The sequence below is a fragment of the Sphingomonas sp. LHG3406-1 genome, assembly GCF_029637485.1.
Classification (GTDB): Bacteria; Pseudomonadota; Alphaproteobacteria; order Sphingomonadales; family Sphingomonadaceae; genus Sphingomicrobium.
In genome coordinates, this window is sequence record NZ_CP069128.1 from 2012944 (window position 1) to 2035708 (window position 22765).

At 69.2% G+C, this 22765-nt stretch carries 18 protein-coding genes; 10 read left to right on the forward strand and 8 right to left on the reverse strand.

Annotation, left to right across the window (positions count from 1 at the left end; all coding sequences use genetic code 11):
• Window positions 1-30: 30 nt before the first annotated feature.
• The 3 genes from JOY29_RS09845 to JOY29_RS09855 are packed head-to-tail and all read right to left on the reverse strand — an operon-like array spanning window position 31 to window position 3893.
• On the reverse strand, window positions 31-303 hold the full coding sequence (locus JOY29_RS09845) for an RNA-binding S4 domain-containing protein (protein WP_300973354.1): 273 nt from the start codon (window positions 301-303) through the stop codon (window positions 31-33).
• Window positions 304-2811: a helicase-related protein gene (locus JOY29_RS09850; protein ID WP_300973355.1), complete on the reverse strand. Its 2508-nt coding sequence runs from the start codon at window positions 2809-2811 to the stop codon at window positions 304-306. It abuts the gene before it with no gap.
• Window positions 2812-2849: 38 nt separating this feature from the next.
• The gene (locus JOY29_RS09855) at window positions 2850-3893 is read right to left on the reverse strand and encodes a lysozyme inhibitor LprI family protein (protein WP_300973356.1); all 1044 of its coding nucleotides are present in this window, start codon (window positions 3891-3893) and stop codon (window positions 2850-2852) included.
• Window positions 3894-4102: 209 nt separating this feature from the next.
• On the opposite strand from JOY29_RS09855, the gene JOY29_RS09860 reads away from it, so the two are divergent.
• Window positions 4103-5488, forward strand: coding sequence for a M23 family metallopeptidase (locus JOY29_RS09860; RefSeq protein ID WP_300973357.1), 1386 nt, complete (start codon window positions 4103-4105; stop codon window positions 5486-5488).
• 27 nt (window positions 5489-5515) lie between these two features.
• Here the strand turns inward: JOY29_RS09860 and JOY29_RS09865 are convergent, their stop codons facing one another.
• Window positions 5516-6319 (reverse strand): hypothetical protein, encoded by an 804-nt coding sequence (locus tag JOY29_RS09865; RefSeq protein ID WP_300973358.1) that lies wholly within the window; start codon window positions 6317-6319, stop codon window positions 5516-5518.
• A gap of 128 nt (window positions 6320-6447) precedes the next feature.
• On the opposite strand from JOY29_RS09865, the gene JOY29_RS09870 reads away from it, so the two are divergent.
• The 7 genes from JOY29_RS09870 (at window position 6448) to JOY29_RS09900 (ending at window position 14388) form a co-directional block, all read left to right on the forward strand.
• Window positions 6448-7137, forward strand: coding sequence for a DUF4129 domain-containing protein (locus JOY29_RS09870; RefSeq protein ID WP_300973359.1), 690 nt, complete (start codon window positions 6448-6450; stop codon window positions 7135-7137).
• The gene (locus JOY29_RS09875; protein WP_300973360.1) at window positions 7125-8342 is read left to right on the forward strand and encodes a DUF4350 domain-containing protein; all 1218 of its coding nucleotides are present in this window, start codon (window positions 7125-7127) and stop codon (window positions 8340-8342) included. The genes JOY29_RS09870 and JOY29_RS09875 overlap by 13 nt, the downstream gene beginning before the upstream one ends.
• Complete coding sequence (locus JOY29_RS09880; protein ID WP_300973361.1) at window positions 8339-9295, forward strand: MoxR family ATPase; 957 nt, start codon at window positions 8339-8341, stop codon at window positions 9293-9295. Before JOY29_RS09875 ends, JOY29_RS09880 begins: the two co-directional genes overlap by 4 nt.
• The gene (locus JOY29_RS09885) at window positions 9292-10596 is read left to right on the forward strand and encodes a DUF58 domain-containing protein (protein WP_300973362.1); all 1305 of its coding nucleotides are present in this window, start codon (window positions 9292-9294) and stop codon (window positions 10594-10596) included. Before JOY29_RS09880 ends, JOY29_RS09885 begins: the two co-directional genes overlap by 4 nt.
• Window positions 10593-11591: a stage II sporulation protein M gene (locus JOY29_RS09890; RefSeq protein WP_300973363.1), complete on the forward strand. Its 999-nt coding sequence runs from the start codon at window positions 10593-10595 to the stop codon at window positions 11589-11591. The genes JOY29_RS09885 and JOY29_RS09890 overlap by 4 nt, the downstream gene beginning before the upstream one ends.
• A complete protein-coding gene (locus tag JOY29_RS09895) occupies window positions 11588-12436 on the forward strand; it encodes an RDD family protein (RefSeq protein WP_300973364.1) in 849 nt (282 codons plus the stop codon). Before JOY29_RS09890 ends, JOY29_RS09895 begins: the two co-directional genes overlap by 4 nt.
• 80 nt (window positions 12437-12516) lie before the next feature.
• The gene (locus tag JOY29_RS09900; RefSeq protein ID WP_300973365.1) at window positions 12517-14388 is read left to right on the forward strand and encodes a PAS domain-containing protein; all 1872 of its coding nucleotides are present in this window, start codon (window positions 12517-12519) and stop codon (window positions 14386-14388) included.
• Between the two features lie 36 nt (window positions 14389-14424).
• On the opposite strand, the gene JOY29_RS09905 is transcribed toward JOY29_RS09900, so the two are convergent.
• From JOY29_RS09905 to JOY29_RS09915, 3 genes are all read right to left on the reverse strand, one after another.
• On the reverse strand, window positions 14425-16110 hold the full coding sequence (locus tag JOY29_RS09905; RefSeq protein WP_300973366.1) for a DUF87 domain-containing protein: 1686 nt from the start codon (window positions 16108-16110) through the stop codon (window positions 14425-14427).
• Between the two features lie 66 nt (window positions 16111-16176).
• Window positions 16177-16893: a TIGR02186 family protein gene (locus JOY29_RS09910; protein ID WP_300975519.1), complete on the reverse strand. Its 717-nt coding sequence runs from the start codon at window positions 16891-16893 to the stop codon at window positions 16177-16179.
• Between the two features lie 44 nt (window positions 16894-16937).
• Window positions 16938-17849 (reverse strand): sulfite exporter TauE/SafE family protein, encoded by a 912-nt coding sequence (locus JOY29_RS09915; protein ID WP_300973367.1) that lies wholly within the window; start codon window positions 17847-17849, stop codon window positions 16938-16940.
• A gap of 193 nt (window positions 17850-18042) precedes the next feature.
• Here JOY29_RS09915 and ggt point away from each other — a divergent pair, with 193 nt between their 5' ends.
• Window positions 18043-19764: a gamma-glutamyltransferase gene (gene ggt, locus JOY29_RS09920; protein ID WP_300973368.1), complete on the forward strand. Its 1722-nt coding sequence runs from the start codon at window positions 18043-18045 to the stop codon at window positions 19762-19764.
• Here the strand turns inward: ggt and JOY29_RS09925 are convergent.
• On the reverse strand, window positions 19761-20789 hold the full coding sequence (locus JOY29_RS09925) for a quinone-dependent dihydroorotate dehydrogenase (protein WP_300973369.1): 1029 nt from the start codon (window positions 20787-20789) through the stop codon (window positions 19761-19763). The two genes, ggt and JOY29_RS09925, sit on opposite strands and share 4 nt — an antisense overlap.
• A gap of 74 nt (window positions 20790-20863) precedes the next feature.
• Here JOY29_RS09925 and JOY29_RS09930 point away from each other — a divergent pair, with 74 nt between their 5' ends.
• Window positions 20864-22717: a DUF885 family protein gene (locus JOY29_RS09930; protein WP_300973370.1), complete on the forward strand. Its 1854-nt coding sequence runs from the start codon at window positions 20864-20866 to the stop codon at window positions 22715-22717.
• The last annotated feature ends 48 nt before the right edge of the window (window positions 22718-22765 follow it).

The following is a 22765-nucleotide window of genomic DNA, read 5'->3' on the forward strand; positions in this document are numbered from 1 at the left end:
TCTCTCTTAAGCTCCCTGTTCGGCCAAGCGCTATGCCGCGCCGAAGCCATCGTCAACGCCCAGCTCTTCGTAACAGGCCCGCGCTTCCGGTGCCGGGCCGCGGCGGGCGGGAAGGGCGAGGACCCGGATGACGCGGATCTGGCCGCGCAGGGGCAAGGTGACGGTGGAGCCGATGCGGACGGCGTCGGACACCTTCTCGACCCGGCGGCCGTCGATGCGGGTGCGGCCTTCCTCGAGCAGCGCCTGGGCCTGGGTCCGGGACTTCAGCAGGCGGATGAAGAAGAGAAAGCGGTCGAGGCGCATCTAGCGCTTGAGGCCTGCCAGCGCCGCGAAGGCATTGCCGGGGCGGGCGGGCTGGGGTCGGGCGCGGCTGCGCGGACGGGTGCCGCGCCACGACCAGGCGCCGCCCTGCTCCTGGAAGCCGACCTCGGCCATCAGCCGCGCGAGGGCGTCGTCGCCGAGGCCAAGCGAGGTGACGAGGGCGCGGTCGATCGGATCCAGAGCCTCGCCCTCAGCGCGTCTGGCGGCGCGCATCTGGTGGGCATGCGCGGCCAGCCGGTCCGCAAGGTCGACGCGCAGCCACGTGTCGCCGAGCCGGCGGTAGGCGAGGCAGGCGCCCTGGCGGTCGCTTTCCGCCGGGAGGATCGAGGCGCCGGGGCGCGGGAGCGCCGGCATCGGCTGGTTGCCGCGGACCGCCAGCAGGGCGGCACGCCAGCGCTGGGCTTCGGGCTTGAGCAGGGAGGGGACGAACACGTCGAGGGCGCCAAGCCGGACCTTCAGCTTGTGCAGCGCCGCGCGCATCGGGCGGTCGAGCTGGCCGATCGGTTCGGCCAATGCCTTGCGCGGAAGGAGGCCGCCGGCATCGGCCAGCATGGCGGTGAGGGCGCGGACGGGCGGGCCGTAATGCCGATCGGTCGAGGCGGCCGTCAGCCGGGCGAGGTCGCCGCAATGGCGGGTGACCTGCCGCTCTAGCCAGGCTTCCATGTGGGCGCGGAGGGCCGTCCGGACGGGGGCGGAGAGACGGTCGAGCGCGCGGACGGTGCGCAGCGCCGGCTCCGTAACGCTGCGGCCGGGCGCGAGCCGGGCGAGGAGATGGCCGTCGGCGGCAATGCCGATGTCTCCGCCGGCGGGCGCGAACAGGGTGAAGCGGGTGTCCTCCCCGGCGCAGAGGTCGCGGGCGCGGCGATCGAGTTCGTCGCCGAGGCGGCGCTCGGCGGCGGCGAGGAGCAGGCGCTTGTCGGCGAGGCGGGCGGCGGGGTCGACCTTGAATTCGAAGCCGGTGAGGTGGCCGATCGGCTCCGGCCCGACGCTGACTTCCCCTTCGGCAGAAACGGTGACCGGAAGCGCATCCGCCCCGCGCGCGCCGATGTCGCGGACGAGCACGGCGGTGCGGCGGTCGACGAAGCGCTGGGTGAGGGCGCCGTGGAGAGCATCGGACAGGCGCGATTCCACGTGGCGGGTTCGCTCGGCCCATTTGGCGGGATCGGCCAGCCAGTCGGAGCGATGGGCGATATAGGCCCAGCTGCGCACTCCGGCGAGGCGATCGGCCAGCGCCTCGATGTCGCCTGCGACATTGTCGAGGCGGCTGACCTCGGCGGCGAACCAGTCCTGCGCGACATGGCCGCCGTCGGCGATGTAGCCGAAGATGCGGCGGACCATCCGCGCATGGTGCATCGGCCCGACCTTGCGGAAGTCCGGCAGGCCGCAGGCGGCCCACAGCCGGCGCGCGGCGGCTCCGCGGCGGGCGGCGATCGCCGGGTCCTCGGCAAGCGCCTTCAGCACGGCAAGGTCGATCGACAGCGGCGCCGGGCGAAGCAGGGGATCGTCGCTGCGCGCTTCCAGGCTGCGGATCAGCGAGGTGACGTCGGTGAAGTCGAGGTCGGAAGAGCGCCAGTAAAGGTGATCGAGCGGCCGGAAGCGATGCTCCTCGATCGCGTTGATCTCCTCGTCGGTGAAGGCCGGGCCATTGTCGCCGCCGAGGCCGAGGGTGCCGAAGGTGCCGTCGCGCTGGTGGCGACCGGCACGGCCGGCGATCTGGGCCATTTCGGAGATGGTGAGGCGGCGGTCGCGGCGGCCGTCGAACTTCTCGAGCCCGGCGAAGGCGACATGCGCCACGTCCATGTTGAGGCCCATGCCGACCGCGTCGGTGGCGACCAGATAGTCGACCTCGCCGCGCTGGAACATGTCGACCTGGGCGTTGCGGGTGGCCGGCGACAGCGCGCCCATTACCACCGCCGCGCCGCCCTTGAAGCGGCGCAGCATCTCGGCCAGCGCATAGACCTGCTCGGCCGAGAAGGCGACGATGGCCGAGCGCGGGGGCAGGCGGCTGAGCTTGGTCGAACCGGCGTAGCGCAGGGTGGAAAAGCGCGGTCGGCTGACGATCTCCGCCTCGGGGATGAGTTGGCGGACCAAGGGCTTCAGCGTCGCCGAGCCGAGGATCAGCGTTTCCTCCCGGCCGCGGGCGCGGAGCAGGCGGTCGGTGAAGACGTGCCCGCGTTCGGGATCGGTGCCGAGCTGGGCCTCGTCGATGGCGCAGAAGGCATGATCCTGATCGACCGGCATGCTTTCGACGGTGGAGAGCCAGTAGCGGGCGGTGGGCGGGGCTATGCGCTCCTCGCCAGTCAGCAATGCGACCGCTTTCTCGCCCTTCAGCTTGACGACCCGGTCGTAGACCTCGCGGGCGAGCAGGCGCAGCGGGAAGCCGATGACGCCGGAGGAATGGGCGCACATCCGCTCGATCGCCAAGTGGGTCTTGCCGGTGTTGGTGGGCCCGAGGACGGCCCGGATGATGCCGTCATTACGCGCGGCCATGCCAGTCATGTTGGCAGGCTCAACGCACGGTGCAAGCCTCAGGTGGCAATCGGAGCGAGATCGTCGATCCTCTGCCGGGTGAGGTAGGTCGCAAGCGCCGCCCGCGAGACGCGCGGATAGTGGCGGGCGGCAAAGGCCAGCATCGCGTCGCGATAGGCGATCCAGGCCCGCGCGCTGATCCGCCGGCCTTCCTCGGTGACGGTACCGACGCCAAGGCGGCCGTCCTCGAAATCCTCTGCGAGGACGGCGCGGAAGCTGGTGTTGAGCCTGGCGTCGATCCGCGCATAAGTGCCGGCGGAGGCGGGCGGGACCCGGTTGCGGGCGAGTGCCTCGAGCGTCTTGAGGAAGCGGTCGCGCACGCTTTCCTCGGCGCCAACGATGAACGCCCCGCGGAGCGTGCCGGAGAGGTCCTGGTCCCCGCCGGAATGAGCCGAGGCATAGGTTTCCATGGCGCGGCGCGCGGCCGCGAAGGCGGGACTTGCCGCATAGGCTTCCTTCCTCGCCAGAGCCGCGATCCGGCGATCCCGATCGACGATCGCGAAGCGGGCCTCGTGCGCTACGCAGATGCCGCCGAGTTGGCCGCTGGTCGCATCGTCGCAGACGGAAAAGGCCTTCCCGGGCTCAAGCTTGTGGAGGCGGGGAATGCGGATCGCATGCTCCATCGGCGCCGCCGTCTCGAGCCCGCAGGCGAGGTGGGTGGCGACGTCGAGGTTGCGAGCGGCGCCGCGGCCATTGGCATAGATGGTCATGAGCATGGCGCGACCCCCGAAATGGCCGACTTCATCTTCCTTTTCGGTGAAGGCGCAGAGGCGGGCCTTCACCGGGTCGGCGGGCCGGCCGATGCCATGATAGAGCGCGTCGCTGTCGCAGCCCTTGAGCGCCTTCGCCTGCTCGGGCGTCGGGCGGTCGGAGGCGGGCGGCTCGGCGTGGAGGACCCGCGCACAGATGGCGCGGCTCTCGGCATAGGGCTGCGCGCCGTCGGGACTGAGCCAGCCGAGTTCTGCGGTGGACCAGTCCCACGGCGCGGACGGCGCGGCTGCGGCGAGGAGGGCGAGCGGCAGCAGGGCGAGCAGGCGGCGCATGACCGCGATGGTGACAGATAGGGTGGCGGGAGCAAGCCCGCGGTTTAGCGCGGCGTTAACCTAGTTGGGCGAAGACGGTGGCGATGTTCCAGTCGCCCCGCCCGCTGGTCGCTGCTGCACCCCTGCCCGACTTCGGAAGGGCAGGCACAAACGCGCCCGACTTCGGGAGGGCAGGCACAAACGCGCCCGACTTCGGAAGGGCAGGCACGATGGCGCCTACCTTCGGGCGGGCTTCGGCGCAGCGCCCGCCGGCGGCGCGCTTCAGCCTTGTGGTGGACCTTGCCGAGCGGCCGTTCAGCCGTGACTGGTGGCGGGGGGCCGCGACCCTGCTGGCGCTGATCGCCGGCGTCACCCAGCTTGCCCCGACAATGGAGCCGCTTCCCGCCGGATTGCCGATTGGCGAGGGGCCCGACCAGGTGCGGCAGGAAGAAGCGCTGATGGTCGGATCGCTGGACGGCGGCTCGAAGACCGGCCTCACCATGAGCGAAGGCCCACGCGCCAGGCCGATCGCCTCGGCCCCGGCGCGCCAGTCGCGCGATCTCAGCCTGACCTTTTCCAGCGGCGACGAGCTTGGCCGGCTGCTCCAGCGCAGCGGCGCCGCGGCGGCCGATGCGTGGCGGGCGGCAGCGCTGGTGCGGGCGCAAGGCGCACTGCCGGCGGCCGGCACGACGCTGTCGCTCCGCCTCGGCGCGCCGGATTCAAGCGGGCAGCGTAGCATCGAGCGGCTTCACTATCGGGCACGGCTGGACCTCGAACTGACGCTTGGCCGCTCCGCCGATGGCGTGCTGCAGGTCGAACGCAAGGCGCTGGCGGTCGATCGTACGCCGCTGCGCATCCGCGGCAGCGTCGGCGGTGGGCTCTACTGGGCGCTGCGCTCGGCCGGCGCGACTCCCGCCCAGGCGGCGGACTATCTCCAGGCGATCGGCGCCAGTGTCGACGTCGGCAGCGAGGTCATGCCTGGAGACCGGTTCGAACTGGTCATCGCGCAGGCGAGGGCATCGGGCGGCGAGACGGTTTCGGGACCCCTGCTCTATGCCGGGCTAGACCGGTCGGCCGGGCGAGACCTGTCACTGGTCCGCTTCCCCATCCAAGGGCGCGTGCAGTGGATCGATGAGGGCGCTTCGCCCGAGCCGGTCCGCAGCGGGCTGATGACCCCGGTTGCCGGGCCGATCACCTCAAGCTTCGGGCCGCGGGTCCATCCCATCCTGCGCTTCTCCCGCATGCACAATGGAGTCGACTTCGGTGCCGGATGGGGTTCGCCGATCGTGGCGGCAGAGGACGGGCAGGTGGTGCGCGCGGGCTGGGCCGGCGGCTATGGCCGGCAGGTCCGCATCGCCCATGGCGGCGGGCTGGTCACCAGCTACAGCCACATGAGCCGCATCGTCGCGCCCGAGGGCGGGATGGTGCGGCGGGGCGAGCTGATCGGCTATGTCGGCTCCTCCGGTCTCTCGACCGGCCCGCACCTGCACTATGAAGTGCTGCGGGACGGCGCGCCAGTGAACCCGCTCGGGGTGACCCTCGTCAGCCGGCCGACGATCGACGAAGGGCTGATGGCGGCCGTCCGGGGAAGGGCGAGGGCGCTTCGGGGTCTCTGACCCAGCCGCCCCCGTCCCCGATCAGGATCAGCTGAAAACCTGCTGCAGGTCGCCTGCGCTTCCGCCTTCCTTGGCGTCGCGAAGCTCGACGAACAGCGACGGCTGGATGGTCGACCACAGCAGGCTGAAGATGAAGCCGCTGAGCGCGGTCGCGATCAGGACGGTGATCGCCACGCCTTCGTCGTTTGCAAGCGCGCCTTCGGACGCGGTCGATATGCCGATGACGGCCAGCACGGCCATGATCAGGTAGAGGCTGATGATGACCACGGCGAGCAGGCCGAACACCTTCCAGCGATGACCCTTGGTCAGTTCGCGGCTGCGGCCGAAGGCGCCGATGACTCCGGTCCGCTCCTCGACCAGGGCGGGAATGGAGACCGCCCACATGCAGGCGAGGATGACTCCCGGCACGATCAGCAGAAGCATGCCGAGACTGATCGCCAGCCACCACAGGATCGTCAGGAGGACGATCGGGATGGCGAAGCGCAGCCCGTCCGCCATGCACCGGCCGAGGCTGGGGCTGCCGCCCTCATGCTCGATCACCAGCCCGCGCGTGATGATCGCCTGCATGAGAGCGCTGAAGACGAGCGTGATGAAGAGGGAGAAGAACTGCAGGCCCATGTAGCCGACGGCGGCCGACTGGGTCAGGTTCTCCGGGTCGGCGAGGGTGGCGTAGGTCAGCGCCTGATTGAGCAAGGAGGGAAGCGCACCGAACAACACAGCCGATCCCAGTGCGATTCCGGGCCTGCCGATGATGAACGAGAATGCCCGTGAGAAAATGCGGCCGACGGAGACTGTACCGTCGCCTCCATTTTCATACGCCATGGTTGCCATCCAAGTAACTCCCCCTGCTTGATTGCCGCAGACTGCGACGAACGGTGGTGGGTGTCCAGTGATTCCGCCTTGCAAGGCCAACCGCACCGTTCCATGCTCGTCACGTTTCGAGGGGTGGCGTCATCAGCGTGAACGGGCAGACAGCGGCGCAGCCGTTCGATCAGGCGTGGAAGTCGCTGAAGGCCGATGAGACGGTCCAGTTCGAGCTGACTCCTGCGCCGCCCGAGCCCAGGACTCCCGACTGGATCGAGAAGTTCGGTGAGTGGCTGGAATCGGTGCTGCGCCCGATCGGTCGCTTCATCGCCTGGCTGTTCAGCTGGTTGCCGGACGCGGCCTATGCACGAATCCTGCTGATCACCCTGCTCGTCGCCGGCGCCTTGTTCCTCCTGTGGATCGTCGCCGTCCGGGTGAAGGAAGGCGAGTGGAAGTTGCCGTGGCGGCGCGACCAGCCTGGTGCGCACGAAGCTGCGGCGGCCGACGTCGAATGGCAGCCCGAGGACATGCCGGCACGCGCCTGGCTCGACGAAGCCGATGCTTTGGCGCGGGAAGGCCGGTTCGCCGAGGCGGTGCACTGCCTGCTGCTGCGATCGGTCGACGACATGGCGCGCCGGCGTCCAGACGCCGTGCGACCGGCGATGACCAGCCGCGAACTGGCGCGCTCGTCGCTGCTGCCGGAGCGTGCGCGCGGGCTGTTCGCCGGGCTTGCGCGCACGGTCGAGCAGAGCCTGTTCGGCGGGCGTCCGGTCGCCGAGCCGGGCTGGCGTGAGGCGCGTGACGCTTATGCCCAGTTCGCCCTTGCCGGAACGTGGCGGTCGTGAGCGCCGCCCGCGACGAGATGAGCAATGGGCCGTTCCGCCGGCGGCTGATGCTGCTGCTCGCCGGCGTCGGGGTGATTGCCTTCATCCTGAGCCTGGTGCTCGGCGCCTATGCGCCCAACCTCCGCTCGGGCAAGGACGGGGGGCCGCATGCGCTCTCCAATGCCGCGACCGGGTTCAGCGGTATCGTCCGACTGGCCGAAGCAACGGGCCGCGAGCCGCGCGTGCTTCGCAACGTGCGCGAGCTCAATGGCGAGGAACTGGCGGTCGTGACCCCGCCCAATGGTGCGGTGCCGCTCGGCGATATCCTCGCGATGCGCGGTGCCAGGGCGACGCTGATCATCCTGCCCAAGTGGAATGCGCAGCGGCGGGATTCGCCCAGGGGATGGGTTGCGGTCGACGGGCTGATGGCGCCCTTCCAGATCGAGAATGTCCTCAGCCCCAGTTTCGAGATCAAGGTCTCGCGCCGGCGCACCGCCCGCCAGCCGCTCGCCGCGCGCTCCGCCATGGTGCCGTCGGCCGGACAGTTTCGCGAACCGCGGGTGCTTCAGACGCTGTCGGGCGAGAAGGTCGAGCCGATGATCGTCGACAGCACGGGCGCGACGGTGCTCGGCAAGGTCGGCAACCGCAATCTCTACCTGCTCGCCGATCCGGACCTGCTCAACAATTACGGCATGAGGGAACAGGCGCAGGCGGCCGCGGCGCTCGCCATGCTGGACGACCTCAACAGCACGGATGCGGGCGGCCTCCTGTTCGACGTCACCGCTAACGGCTTCGGCGGCACGCGCAATCCGTTGCAACTGCTGTTCGGCGCGCCCTTCCTCGGCGTGACCCTCGTCATCTTCGCGGCCTTGCTGCTCGCCGGCTGGCAGGCGCTGGTCCGGTTCGGAGCGCCGAGCCTGCCGGTCCGTGCCATCGCGCTCGGCAAGGCGGCGCTGGTCGACAACAGCGCGGCGATCGTCCGCAAGGCACGGCGCGAGGTGCGGCTGGGAAGCCGATACGCCGACCTGATGCGTGAACGGGCCGCGATCCTGTTCCGCCTTCCATCCGGCCTGTCGCCGGACGAGATCGACGGCGCGCTCGACCGGCTCCGGCCCGAGCGCCCCTTTTCCGAGCTTGCGCGTGCCGTCGGCGGCGCGCGTGGCCGCAACGAACTCACGGCGGCGGCGCGTGCGCTGAACCGCTGGCTTCAGGAGGTACAGAAGTGACTTTCGACGACGTACGAAACATGGGCGACGCCATCCGTGGGGAGATCGGCAAGGCGGTGGTCGGGCAGGACTCCACGGTCGACCTGATGCTGGTCGCGCTGCTCGCCCGCGGGCACATCCTTCTGGAAGGTCCGCCGGGCACCGCCAAGACGCTGATCGCGCAATGCTTCGCCCGCGCCATCGGGCTGGACTATGGCCGCGTCCAGTTCACGCCCGACCTGATGCCGAGCGACATCATCGGCGCCAACCTGTTCAATTTCCAGACTTCGACCTTCACGCTGACGCGCGGTGCCATCTTCACCGACCTGCTGCTGGCGGACGAGATCAACCGCACACCGCCCAAGACCCAGGCGGCGCTGCTCGAGGCGATGCAGGAGCGGCAGGTGACGATCGATGGCGAGACCCACTCGCTCGGCGACCACTTCCTCGTCACCGCGACGCAGAATCCGATCGAGCAGCAGGGCGTCTATCCGCTTCCCGAGGCGCAGCTCGACCGCTTCCTCTTCAAGCATCTGGTCGACTATCCGAGCGCCGAGGAAGAACGCCGGATCATCGCCAGCCACGGGAGCCGGCGGCAGGCGATGGACCCGTCCGACTGGGGCGTCGTGGCGGTCACCGGCAAGGAGCAACTGACGGCGGCGACCGAAGCGGTGGCGACGGTCCGGCTGGTCGACGAGGTGGTCGACTATATCACCGCCCTCATCCGCGGGACGCGCCAGGTGCCCGACCTGCAATCGGGCGCCTCGCCGCGCGCCGGCGCGATGCTGGCCGGAGCCGCCCGTGCCCGCGCCGCGCTCGAAGGCCGCGACTTCGTCATCCCCGACGACGTCAAGGCGCTCGCCCCCGCCGTGCTCCGCCACCGCGTCCTGCTGTCCGCCACAGCCGAGATCAACGGCCGCCGGGTCGAGGATGTGGTGCTCGGAATCATCGACGAGATCGAGGCACCGCGTTGATCTACCCGACGCGCCTAGCCGTGCTGCTGATGGCGGGGGGCGCGCTGGCCGCGCTGCTCGCCGCCGCGGTCGCGGCCGAGCGCTGGTACCTGGCGCTCGCCTGGCCGCTGCTGATCCTGCTGCTCATCCTCCTCGATGCCGCCCGCACCCGCGGCAAGGTCGGGCTCGAGGCCGCCATGCCCGCCAGCGCCTATGTCGGCGAGCAGCGGGATGCCAATGTGGCGCTGAAGCTGGAGGCGCCGGCCCGCGAGGCCGAGGTCGCATTCGACCGCTCGCCCCTTGTCGCAATTCCGAATGACGGGCGGGCGATGGTCCCGCTGGCGGAAAGCGGCGGCGTGGCGGCCGTCTCGCTTTCCATGCTCCGCCGCGGCATCGCCCGGCTCGACACGATCTGGCTGCGCTGGCGCGGTCCGCTCGGGCTGGTCTGGCGGCAGCGCGAAGTGGAGCAGCCGGGCACCATCCACATCCTGCCCGACCTGCGCCCGACCCACCGCCACGGCGTTCGCCTGTTCGAGCGTTTCGCGGTCGACGGCGCGATCAAGCAGTTGCTGCGCGGCGAGGGCAGCGACTTCGATGCGCTGGTCGAGTTCCGGACCGGCATGGACAAGCGCTCGATCGACTGGAAGAGCAGCGCCCGCGCGACCAAGCTGCTAGCCCGCCAATATCACGGCGAGAAGAACAACCAGATCTGCTTCGCGATCGACTGCGGCCGGCAGATGGCGGAGCCGGTCGGCGGCATCGCCCGGCTCGACCGCATGATCTCCGCCACCTTGCTGGCCGGCTGGCTGGCGCTTCGCATCGGCGACCGCGTGTCAGTCACTGCCTTCGACAGCCGCCCGCGCCTGACCAGCGGCTTCGTCGCCGGCATGGCCGCGTTCGCCGAGCTGCAGCGGCTGGTGGGGGCGGTCGATTATGGCACGGACGAAACCAACTACACCTTCGCTCTGACCGATCTCAACGGCCGGCTCCACCGGCGCTCGCTGGTCGTCCTCTTCACCGAAGTGACCGACCGCATCTCGGCCCGCTTCCTGCTGACCAGCCTGCGGCTGCTGATCCGCACCCACCTGGTGCTGGTCGTCATGCTCCGCGACGACGAGCTGGAGGGCATTGCCGCGGCCGAGCCCGAAGACGCGGATTCGGTCACCCGCGCGATCACCGCCGCCGCGCTGCTCAAGGAACGGCAGGAAGTCATCGCCGAGCTCCGCCAGCTCGGCGTCGACGTGATCGAGACGCCGTATGAGGAGGTCGCGCCGCGCATCGCGGAGGCCTATCTGCAGATCAAGCGGAGGGACCGGCTGTGAGTGGCCCGCTCGTCAATGCCACCCGGTTCCGGCTCGAACATGCCGACGACTGGGCGAAGCTGGAGTCGCTGGTGGAGCGGCTGGAGAAGAAGTCGCTTCGATCGCTGAGCGACGACGACCTGCTCGACCTGCCGCGCCTCTACCGGACCACCCTGTCGTCGCTGTCGGTGGCGCGGGACACCTCGCTCGACCGCTCGCTGCTCGCCTATCTCGAGCAATTGAGCACGCGCGCCTATTTCCAGCTCTACGGGGTGCAGACCTCTCCCGGGCGGCAGGTGCTGCGCTTTTTCGCCACCGGCTGGCCGAGCGCGGTCAGGGCCCTGTGGCGGGAACTCAGCTTCTGCGCGGCGCTGATGACGCTGTCGGCGGTCGCCGCTTATTTCCTGGTGCTGAGCGACCCCGAATGGTTCTACGGTATCGTTCCGGGCGGGCTGGCGGACGGCCGCGATCCTTCCGCATCGGCCGATTTCCTCCGCCGCACGCTCTACGACGGCGCGGACGGACCGCTTGCCCTGTTCGCGACCTTCCTGTTCACCCACAATGCGCAGATCGCCATCTTCTCCTTCGCGCTGGGCTTCGCGCTGGCGGTGCCGACGGTGCTGCTGATCGGCTACAACGGCCTCATGTTGGGAGCGATCGTGGCGGTATTCGCTTCCAAGGGGCTGGGACCGAACCTCGCCGCCTGGCTGATGATCCACGGCACGACCGAGCTGCTCGCCATCTGCATCGCGGGCGCGAGCGGCATGCGGATCGGGCTTGCCCTGGCCTTTCCGGGCACGGCAACGCGCATGGATGCGATGGTCGCGGCCGGACGGGTCGCCGCCACAGCCATGCTCGGCACGGTGGTCATGCTCGGGGTCGCTGGCATCCTCGAGGGCATTGGCCGCCAGACCATCACCGACGACGGCCTGCGGATGCTGATCGGCGGCACTGCGCTGGCCGGGTGGCTGGTCTACTTCTTCTGGCCGCGGCGCGGTTCGGGGCAGGCGGCGTGAAGCGCAGGTCGAAGCGACCGGGCGGGCTCAGGCGCCGGTTCGTCACGCCCGAGGGCGTGGACCTCCAGCTCGAACTGGCCAGCGGCGGCGCCCGGGCCGGTGCCTTCGTGATCGACGCCCTGATCATGATCGTCATCTTGATCGGCGTCACGCTCTTCCTGCTCTACATCGGCGTGCAGGAGATGCCCGAGGCGCTCGGAATCCTCTGGCTGATCGGCTTCTTCCTCCTCCGCAATTTCTGGTTCAGCCTGTTCGAGATGGGCCGGCGCGGGGCGACGCCGGGCAAGCGGCTGGCGGGATTGCGGGTGGTCGCGCGCGACGGTAGCCGCCTGACCGGCGCTGCGGTGGTCGCCCGCAATGCGATGCGCGAAATCGAGGTGTTCCTGCCGCTGTCCTTCCTCGGCATGCAGGCGGCGCAGGGCGTCGCCAACACCTTCCTCACTCTGTTCGCACTGACCTGGAGCGGCATCTTCCTTTTCTTCCCTTTGTTCAACCGCGACCGATTGCGGGTGGGAGACCTGGTCGCCGGCACCTGGGTCGTCGAGGTGCGCAAGACGACGCTCTCCTACGACCTTGTCGGAGCGGCCCCGCGGCAACGCCGCAAGTTCCCGGAAGAGGCCCTCGCCGCCTATGGCATCTACGAGCTGCAGCGGCTGGAGCATGTCCTCCGGGCCGAGCAGCCGATCGCCGTGTCGACGGTAGCCGCAACGATACGGGACAAGTTCGGTATTCCCAGCGACGGAGACGATTACGGCTTCCTGAGCGATTTCTACGCCGAGCTCTGTGCCCGCCTCGAGCAGAACATGCTGTTCGGGCGCAAGCGCGAGTCGAAGCACGACGCCTGAGGCTCGCTGGCGCTCTCCGCCCGATGCCGACATGCTCCGGGTGATTGATTTCACTGGTGAGTCCGTGGAAGAGCGGATCAATGAGCAGCGCAGACCATGCCTCCCAGCGACTCGCGGCTCTGGAGACGGAGATCGAACAGCTGCTCGGTGAGCCGTTGCGGGGCACGGCCGAGGGCGGCGTGCTCAAGCTCCTCCTCGCCGACATCTCCCGCCGACTCGCCGTTGAAGGGCAGCTGCGCCAGGCTCAGGAGTGGCTGCACCTCGCGCAGGAGACGGGGCGCGTCGCTGCGTACACGTTCGATTTCGCGACCGGGAAGCTCGAATGGTCGAGCTCGACCATGGCGCTTTACGGATTCCAGCCTGGAGTGGAGCCGACCATCGAGCGCTGGCTCGCGGCGATCCACCCCGAGGACCGCGCCGCCGTCCAGGCCGTCGCCGATGCGGCGCTGCAGCGCCATGCCGAGGTCGACCACCGCTTCCGGATCCTTGCTTCCGATGGCCAGGTCAACTGGATCCAGGATCGCGGCCGCGTCATCCTCGACGACCAGGGCCGGCCCTTGCGCCTGGTCGGGATCAACATCGATGTAACCGAGCTCGTCGAGCTGGAGCATCGCGCTAGCGAAACCGGGGCGCGCCTTCGGCTGGCGCTGGCGGCGGGCCATAACGCCTGCTGGGACTGGGACCTCACGACGGGCAAGGTCACCTGGGACGAGGAACTCGGCAAACTCACCCGGATCAAGGATTTCGGCGGTAATTTCGAGAGCTTCTGGGCGCTCGTCCACGAGGAGGACAAGCCCGTCGTCAGCGCCGCGCTGGAGCGATCGCTGGCGACCGGAGACGATTACAGGGCGGAGTTCCGGATGGTGCGGCCGGACAGATCGGTCCGATGGACCTTCACACAGGCTCGCGTCGTCCAGGATGAGGCCGGACGACCGGTGCGGCTGGTCGGCATCGACAGCGATATCACCGACCAGAAGACAGCTCAGGCCGAGCTTCACGAAAGCCGGCGTTTCCTTGAATCGGTGCTGAGCGCCTCGCCCGACTGCGTGAAGGTCGTGGAGAGGAATGGTTCGGTAAGCTACATGAATTCGAACGGCCAACGGGCGATGGAGATCGCCGATTTCGGCTTGGTCGCCGGGCGGCAGTGGGTCGACCTGTGGCCTTCCGAATCCAGGTCGCTCATCGAGCAGGCGATCGACACGGCGCTGAGCGGGCAACAAACTCGTTTCGAGGCGGAATGCCCGACAGCGCTCGGAACGCTGAAATGGTGGGACGTGTCGGTTGCACCGATCGTCGGAGGCAATGGCCAGGTCGAGCGGATCGTCGCCATTTCACGCGACGTCAGCGATCGGCGGTGTGCCGAGGAGCAGCTGAAGACCCTGAACGCGGAGCTTCACCACCGGGTCAAGAACAACCTTGCGACGGTCCAGGCCCTGGCCCGCTCGACGCTACGCAGCAGCAGCGATCCCAAAACGTTCGAGCGCGCCTTCTCGGGGCGGATCGAGGCGCTGGGCAAGACCTACGACATTCTTCGCGACGGGTCGGAGGGGGCCAGCCTAGGCGAGCTTGTCGAGTCGGAGCTGAAGCCATTCGGAGGCGCCTCCGATCGCATCGGCATGTCCGGCTCCGACGTGAACCTGTCGCCCACGGCATCGGTCGCAGTCGGCATGATCCTCCACGAACTGGCGACCAATGCGTCCAAATATGGCGCGTTCGCCCATGCCGATGGACGGCTGGACGTGCGCTGGGACGAGGTGGACGGAACCACCACCCTCGAGTGGGTGGAGGACGTGCCCTCGCCACTCGGGCGCACAGAAAGCGGCGGCGGCTTCGGGTCGGTGCTGATCGACCGTCTCGCCCGTCAGATCGGAGGCACGGTCATTCGCCGTTGGGAAGAGCGGGGGCTTGCCTTCGAACTCGTCTTCAAGCCCGCCGGCCCGCCGTCGCGCTAGGTCGCGGGGCGGCATCGGGAACGACTGGACGGCGCCTCAGCGCCCGTGGCCGCGCCAGCGCTTGACGGTGCGGCTGATGATCTCCGCCTCGCCGCCGGTCTCGCGCCACAGCGACGCGAAGCTCGGATCGCTCGATGCCGGGCGCTTCTCGGGCTCGAGATCGTCGAAGCGGACACGGATCGGGATGGCGACGCCCTCGCCGCAAACGATGCACTCGCGGTTGCGGAGCGCCGGAATGGCGTCGAGGAAGCCGCGGGCACCTTCCGGCATGGCGGCTCGGACGCAGGCCTGGTCGCGGTCGTTGTTGAGCCGCATGGAAATGATCGTGCCGCACTGCGACAGCACGCCTTCGGCCAAGTCGGACGGACGCTGGGTGATCAGGCCGAGGCTCACGCCATATTTACGGCCTTCCTTGGCGATCCGCTCGAGGATCTTGCGGACCGCCTGGACGCCGTTGTTCTCGTCCTTCGGCACGTAGCGGTGGGCCTCCTCGCAGACGAGGAGGATCGGCCGCTGCGCCTCGGTCCGCGACCAGATGGCATAGTCGAACACCATTCGCGCCAGCACCGAGACGACGACGCTGGTGATGTCGCTCGGCACGCCGGACACGTCGACGATGCTGATCGGTTTGCCGTTGGCGGGCAGGCGGAAGAGCTTGGAGATGAAGCTGCCCATGCTGTCGGTGATGTTCATGCCCGAGAACATGAAGGTGTAGCGCGGGTCGGCCTTGAGCTCGTCGAGCTTGGTCTTGAGCCGCTGGTAGGGCGTGGTGTCGCCGGCTCGGTCGAGCTTTCCCATCTCCGCGACGAGGATGCTGTTGAGGTCGGTCAGCAGGTAGGGAATGGGTGAATCCACCGTCACCTTGCCGAACTGCTCCGAGAACTTGTTCTTGGTGCGTGCTGCGAGCAGGCACTTGGCGAGGATGTCGGCGTCGCGGTTGCGCTCGGCCCCGTCGGTGGTGAGCAGCACCTCGCAATGCTCCTCGAAGTTGAGGAGCCAGTAGGGGAGCTGGAGATTGTCGACGTTGAACAGCTCGCCGCAGCCCTTGAAGGCCGCGCTATATTCGCCGTGGGGGTCGATCATCACGATGTGACCCTCGGGGCTGTAGTTGCTGATCCGGTGCAGGATCAGCGCGACCGAGGTCGACTTGCCGGTGCCGGTCGAGCCGAGGATCGCAAAATGCTTCGACAGCATCGGGTCGATGTAGAGCGCGCCGCGAATGTCGTCGGTCGGGTAGACGGTGCCGATCTCGACGTGGGCGCTGTCGGAGGCGGCGAACACCTGGCGGAGGTCGTCGGTGGTGACGGGGTGCACTTCGGCGCCGGGGATCGGATAGCGGGTGACGCCGCGGCGGAAGCTGCTCATGCCGCCATTGGAATCGCGCGTGCCTTCGCCGAGGAAGTCGATGGCGGCGAGCACCGAGCCGTCCTCGCCCTGGCGCATGGTGCGCACGTTGGCGATCAGCCAGTTGCGGCCGACCACCATCTTCACCTGGCTGCCGACCTGGCCGGACATGGCGACCGAGGGGTCGTAATGGTCGGCAAGCGCGAGCAGGCGAGGAGTCTCCAGACGGACCTGCGAGCCCGAGCCGGCGATGTCCAGGACGTGGCCGATCGGATCGAGCTTCTCGCGGACGGTCGGCACGTGGCCGCCGACATGCTCTTCCTCGGCAACGTTCGAAAGCTCGTCGATCAGCTGCTTGAGATTGACGTTCTCGTCCATGGTAATCGGCACCGCTCCCCAGATCTGGCGAGCAGCGGCTTAACCCTGGCGCGGTTAAGATTTCCTCTAGCCGCGACGTCCGAACAGGGCGGAGGCGCCCCAGCCGAGGCCGAGGCTGAGGAGGACGGCGGCCAGACCGTAGAGGAAGCCGTGCCGCCGCGCGGCCATGGCGACGAAGCGCTCGAACCCGGTCTTTCGCACCTCCACCTCCTTGGTCGAGGCGGCGATCACCTTGCCGCGGTCGATGAGGAAGGTCTCGGTCTCGTAGGTGCCGACGGGCACCTGGCTGGGGATGGTGATCCGGGCGCGATAGAGGACCCGGTCGCTGATCTCCACGCCATTGCCATTCTCGGCGTAGAGGCCCTGCCGTGTTCGCAGGTCGAGCAGGCCGGATTCGAAGCGGCGGGCACGGTCGGGCTGGGCGCCGCCGCCGGGCGAGAGCTGGAGGTTCTGCAGGCCGAGTTCGTAGACGGCGGCCGTGCGCTCGTCGACGATCTGCTGCAGCGGGCGGTTGGAGGCCACCGCATAGTAGGATGGGGCGGAGGCGAAGCGCTGGCTGTCGGCGTTCATCCAGATGCCGGCGACCTTCTCCTTTTCGCGAACGATCATCGGCTGGACCGGTCCCTTCAGCACCACCACCACGTCGAGCGGCCGGTCGGGCGCGCGGCCGCCGGGATAGAGGATGGCGCCGAACAGCAGCAGCTGCGCACCGGTGAAGCTGTAGCGGATCTCGATGTTGCGGGCGGAGATGTCCGGCACCAGCCGAGCGCCCGACTGGCCCATCACCAGCGGCGCGAGCGCCAGCAGCGGGAGGAGGCGCTGTTTCCTCACAGATATTCGATCGAGAAGAGCTCGTCCGGCCGGTAGGTGAGGCCGAGTGCCATTCGGGCGGCGACGAGCAGGATGATGATGGCGAGGCTGAAGCGGAGCAGGTCGGGCTTCAGCCGCGTGGTCAGGCGGGCACCATATTGGGCGCCGACCACGCCGCCGACGAGCAGCAGGCCGGCGAGCACGATATCCACCGCCTGGGTGGTCATGGCGTGGATCATGGTGGTGGCAGCGCTGACCGCAAGGATCATGACCAGGCTGGTGCCGACCACCACGCGCGGCGCCATGCCGAGGATGTAGATCATCGCCGGGACCAGCACGAAGCCGCCGCCGACGCCGAGCAGGACAGTGAGGATGCCGGCGATGAAGCCCAGGGCCAGCGGCGCGAGCGGGGACAGGTAAAGGCCGCTCGCATAGAAGCGCCAGCGCATCGGCAGTCCGGCGACCAACCGGTGGTGGCGGCGCTTGGGGGTCGCCTCCTCTGCCTTCTTCCACCAGCCGAGCGCCACCATGGCGTCGCGCAGCATGAGGGCGCCGATGCTTCCAAGCAGGGTGACGTAGAGGAGGCCGATGACCACGTCGATCTGTCCGCTTGCCTGGGCGAGGCGGAACAGGCCGGCGCCGGCGAGGCTCCCGAACAGGCCGCCGACGATCATCACCAGCCCCATCCTGAGGTCGACCCCGCCGCGCTTGAGGTGCGCCATCACCCCCGAAACGCTGGCGCCGGTGATCTGGGTGGTGGCCGAAGCGACGGCGACGCTCGGCGGGATGCCGTAGAAGATGAGCAGGGGCGTGGTGAGGAAACCGCCGCCGACTCCGAACAGGCCCGACAGCACGCCGACCAGCCCGCCCAGCGCCACGATGAGCAGGGCGTTGACGCTCATGTTGGCGATGGGGAGGTAGATATCCATGCGTCGTGCAGGGGATAGCGCATGGTCCCCCATCCGTCATCCCGGGCGTGACCGGGATCCGCTTGCCTTTGCAGTTCACAGGCGGAACGGAGGAAAGCGGAGCCCGGATCAAGTCCGGGGCGACGGTCTGATCACCATGCACCCGCCACGCCGCCCTTGGCGTTCTGCCCCCGTCGCCCTAGTCCGAGGCTCCATGACCTTCCGCTTCCTCCTCCCGCTACTCGCCCTCTTCGCCACCGCCTGCGCCACCGTGCCGCAGCGTGCCGCGGAGGCGCCGCGGCCCGGCTTCGTCATCGCCGCCAATCCGCTCGCGGCGAAGGCGGGCATGGATGTGCTCCAGCGCGGCGGCAGTGCGGCCGATGCGGCGGTGGCGGTCCAGGCGGCGCTGAGCCTGGTCGAGCCGCAGTCGAGCGGCATGGGCGGTGGCGCCTTCATGACCTATCATGACGGCCGCACCCGCCGCACCACCGTCTACGACGGGCGCGAAGTGGCGCCGGCCGGCGCGACCCCGACCATGTTCATCGGCGCCGACGGCAAGCCGCTGCCCTTCCCCACGGCCGTGCTGAGCGGACGGGCGACCGGCGTTCCGGGGGCGGTGCGGATGCTGGAGGAGGCCCAGCGCCGTCACGGAGCACTGCGCTGGTCCGAGCTGTTCGAGGGAACGGCGGTGCTGGCCGAGCAGGGCTTTGTCATCAGCCCGCGGCTCGGGCGGATGCTGGGCGGCAACTATCCGCAGCTGACCGCGCCCGACGTGGTCAAATATTTCAGCAAGCCCGACGGCACCCGGCTGAAGGCCGGTGATCGCCTCAGCAACCCGGTCTACGCCCGCTTCCTGCGCCGTCTGGCGCGCGGCGGGGCGAATGTCCTCTACCGAGGTGAGACGGCGGCTCGGATCGTCGAGCGGGTACGGCAGGGTCCGCTCGCGTCGAGCATGACCATGGCCGACCTCGCCCGTTACCGGTCGGTGCGGCGCGAGCCCCTGTGTCGGGCGTGGCAGCGCTATCAGGCCTGCGTGCCCCCGCCGCCGTCGAGCGGCGTCGCGACGCTGCAGCTGCTGGCCTTGCTCGACCGCACGGACATTGCGTCGCGTGGCCCCGGCGACCCGCAGGCCTGGTACCAGTTCGCCGAAGCCTCACGCCTGATGTACGCGGACCGAGACCGCTATGTGGCCGATCCGGCCTTCATCGACGTGCCGGTCGAGGGGCTGCTCGCGTCCGACTATGTCGCCGAGCGGGCGCGGCTGATCGGGCCCCGCGCCGGCCCCCCGCCCGAGGCGGGAACTCCGCGAGGCGTGATCGTCACCACTGGGCGCGACCGCACGCAGGAGCCGGTCGGCACCTCCCACTTCATCGTCGGTGATTCAAACGGCAATGTCGTCAGCATGACCACCACCGTCGAGAGCATCTTCGGATCGGGTCGGATGGTCGACGGCTTCTTCCTCAACAACCAGATGACCGACTTCAACTTCTCGCCGTTCGACGAGAAGGGCCTGCCCGCCGCCAATGCCGTGACCGCCGGCAAGCGCCCGCGCTCGTCGATGACGCCGCTGATCCTGCTGAACGGGGATGGAAGCTTCGCCGGAGCCTTCGGTTCGCCTGGGGGAAGCGCGATCCTCGCCTATGTCGGCAAGACGATGGTCGGATCGGTGTTGTGGAAGCTGCCGGTGCAGCAGGCGATCGAGCTGCCCAACCTCGTGGCGCGAGGGGGCAGCTTCGGCGGCGAGGTGGACAAGTTCCCGGCCGGCGTCGTCGAGGGGCTAAAGGCGCGCGGCATCACTCTCCGCCCCGGCCAGGGCGAGGATAGCGGCGTCCATGGGTTGATGGTCCGCGACGGCGGCCGGCTCGACGGCGGCTTCGACCCGCGCCGCGAAGGCGTGGTGCTGGTGGACGAGCGGCGGACCCGCGTCCGGCGCTAGCCCACCGCCTGAGCGATGCTCGTCATCCCCTCGCGCTTCAGCCGGTCGGCGAGGCCGTGCGCGATTCGGCGGCCGAGGGTAGGGCCTTCGTAGATCATCGCCGTATAGACCTGGACGAGGCACGCTCCGGCGCGGATTCGTTCCCAGGCGTCCTTAGCGCTGGCGATGCCGCCAACGCCGATCAGGGGCAGGGCGCCGCCAGTCTCGGCCCGGAAGCGCCTGAGGGTATGAAGCGCGAGTGGCTTGAGCGGCGCGCCGGACAGGCCGCCGGTCTCCCCGGCGTGGGGTGAGCGCAGCGGCGGTCGGCTGACGGTGGTATTGCCGACGATCAGCGCGTCGATGCCATGATCGATCGCGGCCCTGACGATCTGGCGCGGCTCCTCCTCGCCCTGGTCCGGCGCGACCTTGAGGAAGACGGGCGGTCCGCCCGGCGCGCGCGCCTCGCGGATGCGGGCGAGCAGCTCGCGCAACGCGCCTTCGTCCTGCAGCTGGCGTAGGCCAGGCGTATTGGGCGAGCTGATGTTGACGGTGAGATAGTCGGCGCTCGGCCCCATGCTGGCGATGCCGGCCGAATAGTCGGCGATGCGGTCGCCGCTGTCCTTGTTGGCGCCGATGTTGATGCCGAGCAATCCGGCGGCGCGGTCTCGGCCCTGCAGGCGCGGAAGGGCATCGGGCTGGCCGCAGCTGTTGAAGCCGAAGCGGTTGATCGCGGCCCGGTCCTCGACCAGCCGGAAGGAGCGCGGCTTCGGATTGCCCGGCTGCGGGCGCGGGGTGATGGTGCCGACCTCAACGGAACCCCAGCCAAGCCCGAGCAGCTGGCGGTATACCTCGGCGTCCTTGTCGTAGCCGGCGGCCAAGCCGACCGGGGAAGGAAAGCGAAGCCCGGCGACGTCGCTCGCCAGCACCGGGTCGAACGCGGGAGGCGCTTTGGGCGGCAGGGCCTTCAGGGCGGCGATGCTGAGCTTGTGCGCGCGCTCGGCGTCGAGGCGGAAGAAGAGGGGCTTGGCGAGGGAGTAGAGGCTCATGGGCTTGCGTCTATAGCGCAAGGACGCCAGCGTCGCGCCCGACTTGCGTCTGGCTGATCGAGGATCCCGAACATATGCGCCGCATCGCCCTTCTCACCGCCTTCCTGCTCGCCGGCTGCGCGACCAATGCGCCGATCGCCGGCCCGCCTGCCGCTCCGCCGGTCACGGCGGAGGCGACCGCATCGGCGGCGGCGCCGATTCCCGAGAGCAACGCCGAGCTTGCCGCTTTCTTCGAGGCAGTCGACAAGGCCGAGCTGGCGCTGTCCCCGCAGGGCAAGACGGTGCGCGGCATCCGCGATGAGGATTATGGCCGCTGGGACGAGCGGACCGACGCCGCGGCCGAGCGGTCGCGCGCCTTGCGCCTTGCGCAGGTGGAGGAGCTGAAGCGGCGCTTTCCGCGAGCCTCGCTGTCGCCGGCGGACCAGCTCAGCTACGACCTGTTCCTCGCCCGCGCCGAACAGCGCGAGATGATGTGGCCGTGGCGCAAATACGGCTACGTCTTCGACCAGATGAACGGCTTCCAGAGCCAGGCGCCGGCCTTCCTCATCAACCAGCATCAGGTCCGCAGCGTTGCCGACGCGGAGGCCTATGTGTCGCGACTGACCGGGCTCGCCGCCGCCATCGACCAGTCGGTCGACGAGGCAGAGAGCCGGGCGAAGCTCGGCGTGGTGCCGCCGCGTTGGGTCTTCCCCTTCGTCATCGCCGACAGCCGCAACATCGTGAAGGGCGCGCCCTTCGGCGCCGGCGAGGACAGTCCTTTGTGGGCCGACTTCAAGGGCAAGATCGCCAGGCTGGAAGCCGACGAGCCGACCAAGGCGCGGCTGCTCGACGCGGGTCGCACGGCGCTGACGGGCAATGTCGGTCCCGCCTACGGACGCCTGGTCGCGGCGATGGAGCGGCACCAGCGCAGCGCGCCAACCGACGATGGGATCTGGCGGTTCGAGCGTGGCGCCGAGCTCTACCGGGCGCTGCTCAAGCAATATACGACGACTGACCTGACCCCCGACCAGATCCACGAGCTCGGCCTTGCCCAGGTCGCGCGAATCCACGGCGAGATGAACGCCATCCGCGAGAAGGTCGGCTTCAAGGGCGACCTCAAGGCCTTTTTCGCGCATATCCGCGACGGCAGGCAGTTCTTCTTCTCGAACGACGCCGCCGGCCGCCAGCGCTACCTCGACGAGAGCGCGAAGGTGCAGGCCGAGGTGCTGGCGGCGCTGCCGAGCTATTTCGGCCGGCTGCCGCGTTCGCCGCTGACCATCAAGGCGGTCGAGCCGTTTCGGGAGAAGAGCGCCGGCAAGGCCTTCTACCAGCGACCGGCGCCGGACGGGTCGCGGCCCGGCACCTATTATGTCAACCTCTACGACATGCGCGAAATGCCCGCGGTCGAGGTGGACGCGCTCTATTGCCACGAGGGGCTTCCCGGCCACCATCTGCAGGGTGCGCTGGCGGTCGAGACTCCGGCCGGCACGCTGCCGCCCTTCCGCATGTTCGGCGGCTATACCGCGCACAGCGAGGGCTGGGGGCTCTATGCCGAGAAATTGTGCAAGGAGATGGGTCTCTACCAGGACCCATATCGCGATTTCGGCCGGCTCCAGCTCGAGCTGCACCGGGCGATGCGGCTGGTGGTCGACAGCGGCATCCACCACAAGCGCTGGAGCCGGGCCCAGGCGATCCGCTATATCGAGGATAATAGCGCCGACCGCGGGATTCCGAAGGCGATCGAGCGCTACATCGTCTATCCCGGCCAGGCGACCGCCTACATGGTCGGAAAGCTGAAGATCGAGGAGCTTCGGGCGAAGGCGGAAGCGGCGCTTGGGCCGCGATTCGACGTGCGCGGCTTCCACGACACGGTCCTCGGCGCCGGCGGAATCCCGCTCGACGTGCTCGAGGCGCGGGTGGACGAGTGGATCGCGATGCGTCGGGGCTGATGGCGCCCCGGACTTGACCGGGGGGGCAGCTTCTTCATCTAAGCGGCG

Coding starts and splice junctions, on each gene's coding strand:
- JOY29_RS09845 (WP_300973354.1), bottom strand. CDS start 303: ATGCGCCTCGACCGCTTTCTCTTCTTCATCCGCCTGCTGAAGTCCCGG.
- JOY29_RS09850 (WP_300973355.1), bottom strand. CDS start 2,811: ATGGCCGCGCGTAATGACGGCATCATCCGGGCCGTCCTCGGGCCCACC.
- JOY29_RS09855 (WP_300973356.1), bottom strand. CDS start 3,893: ATGCGCCGCCTGCTCGCCCTGCTGCCGCTCGCCCTCCTCGCCGCAGCC.
- JOY29_RS09860 (WP_300973357.1), top strand. CDS start 4,103: ATGGCGCCTACCTTCGGGCGGGCTTCGGCGCAGCGCCCGCCGGCGGCG.
- JOY29_RS09865 (WP_300973358.1), bottom strand. CDS start 6,319: ATGGCAACCATGGCGTATGAAAATGGAGGCGACGGTACAGTCTCCGTC.
- JOY29_RS09900 (WP_300973365.1), top strand. CDS start 12,517: ATGAGCAGCGCAGACCATGCCTCCCAGCGACTCGCGGCTCTGGAGACG.
- JOY29_RS09905 (WP_300973366.1), bottom strand. CDS start 16,110: ATGGACGAGAACGTCAATCTCAAGCAGCTGATCGACGAGCTTTCGAAC.
- JOY29_RS09910 (WP_300975519.1), bottom strand. CDS start 16,893: ATGGGCCAGTCGGGCGCTCGGCTGGTGCCGGACATCTCCGCCCGCAAC.
- JOY29_RS09915 (WP_300973367.1), bottom strand. CDS start 17,849: ATGGATATCTACCTCCCCATCGCCAACATGAGCGTCAACGCCCTGCTC.
- ggt (WP_300973368.1), top strand. CDS start 18,043: ATGACCTTCCGCTTCCTCCTCCCGCTACTCGCCCTCTTCGCCACCGCC.
- JOY29_RS09925 (WP_300973369.1), bottom strand. CDS start 20,789: ATGAGCCTCTACTCCCTCGCCAAGCCCCTCTTCTTCCGCCTCGACGCC.
- JOY29_RS09930 (WP_300973370.1), top strand. CDS start 20,864: ATGCGCCGCATCGCCCTTCTCACCGCCTTCCTGCTCGCCGGCTGCGCG.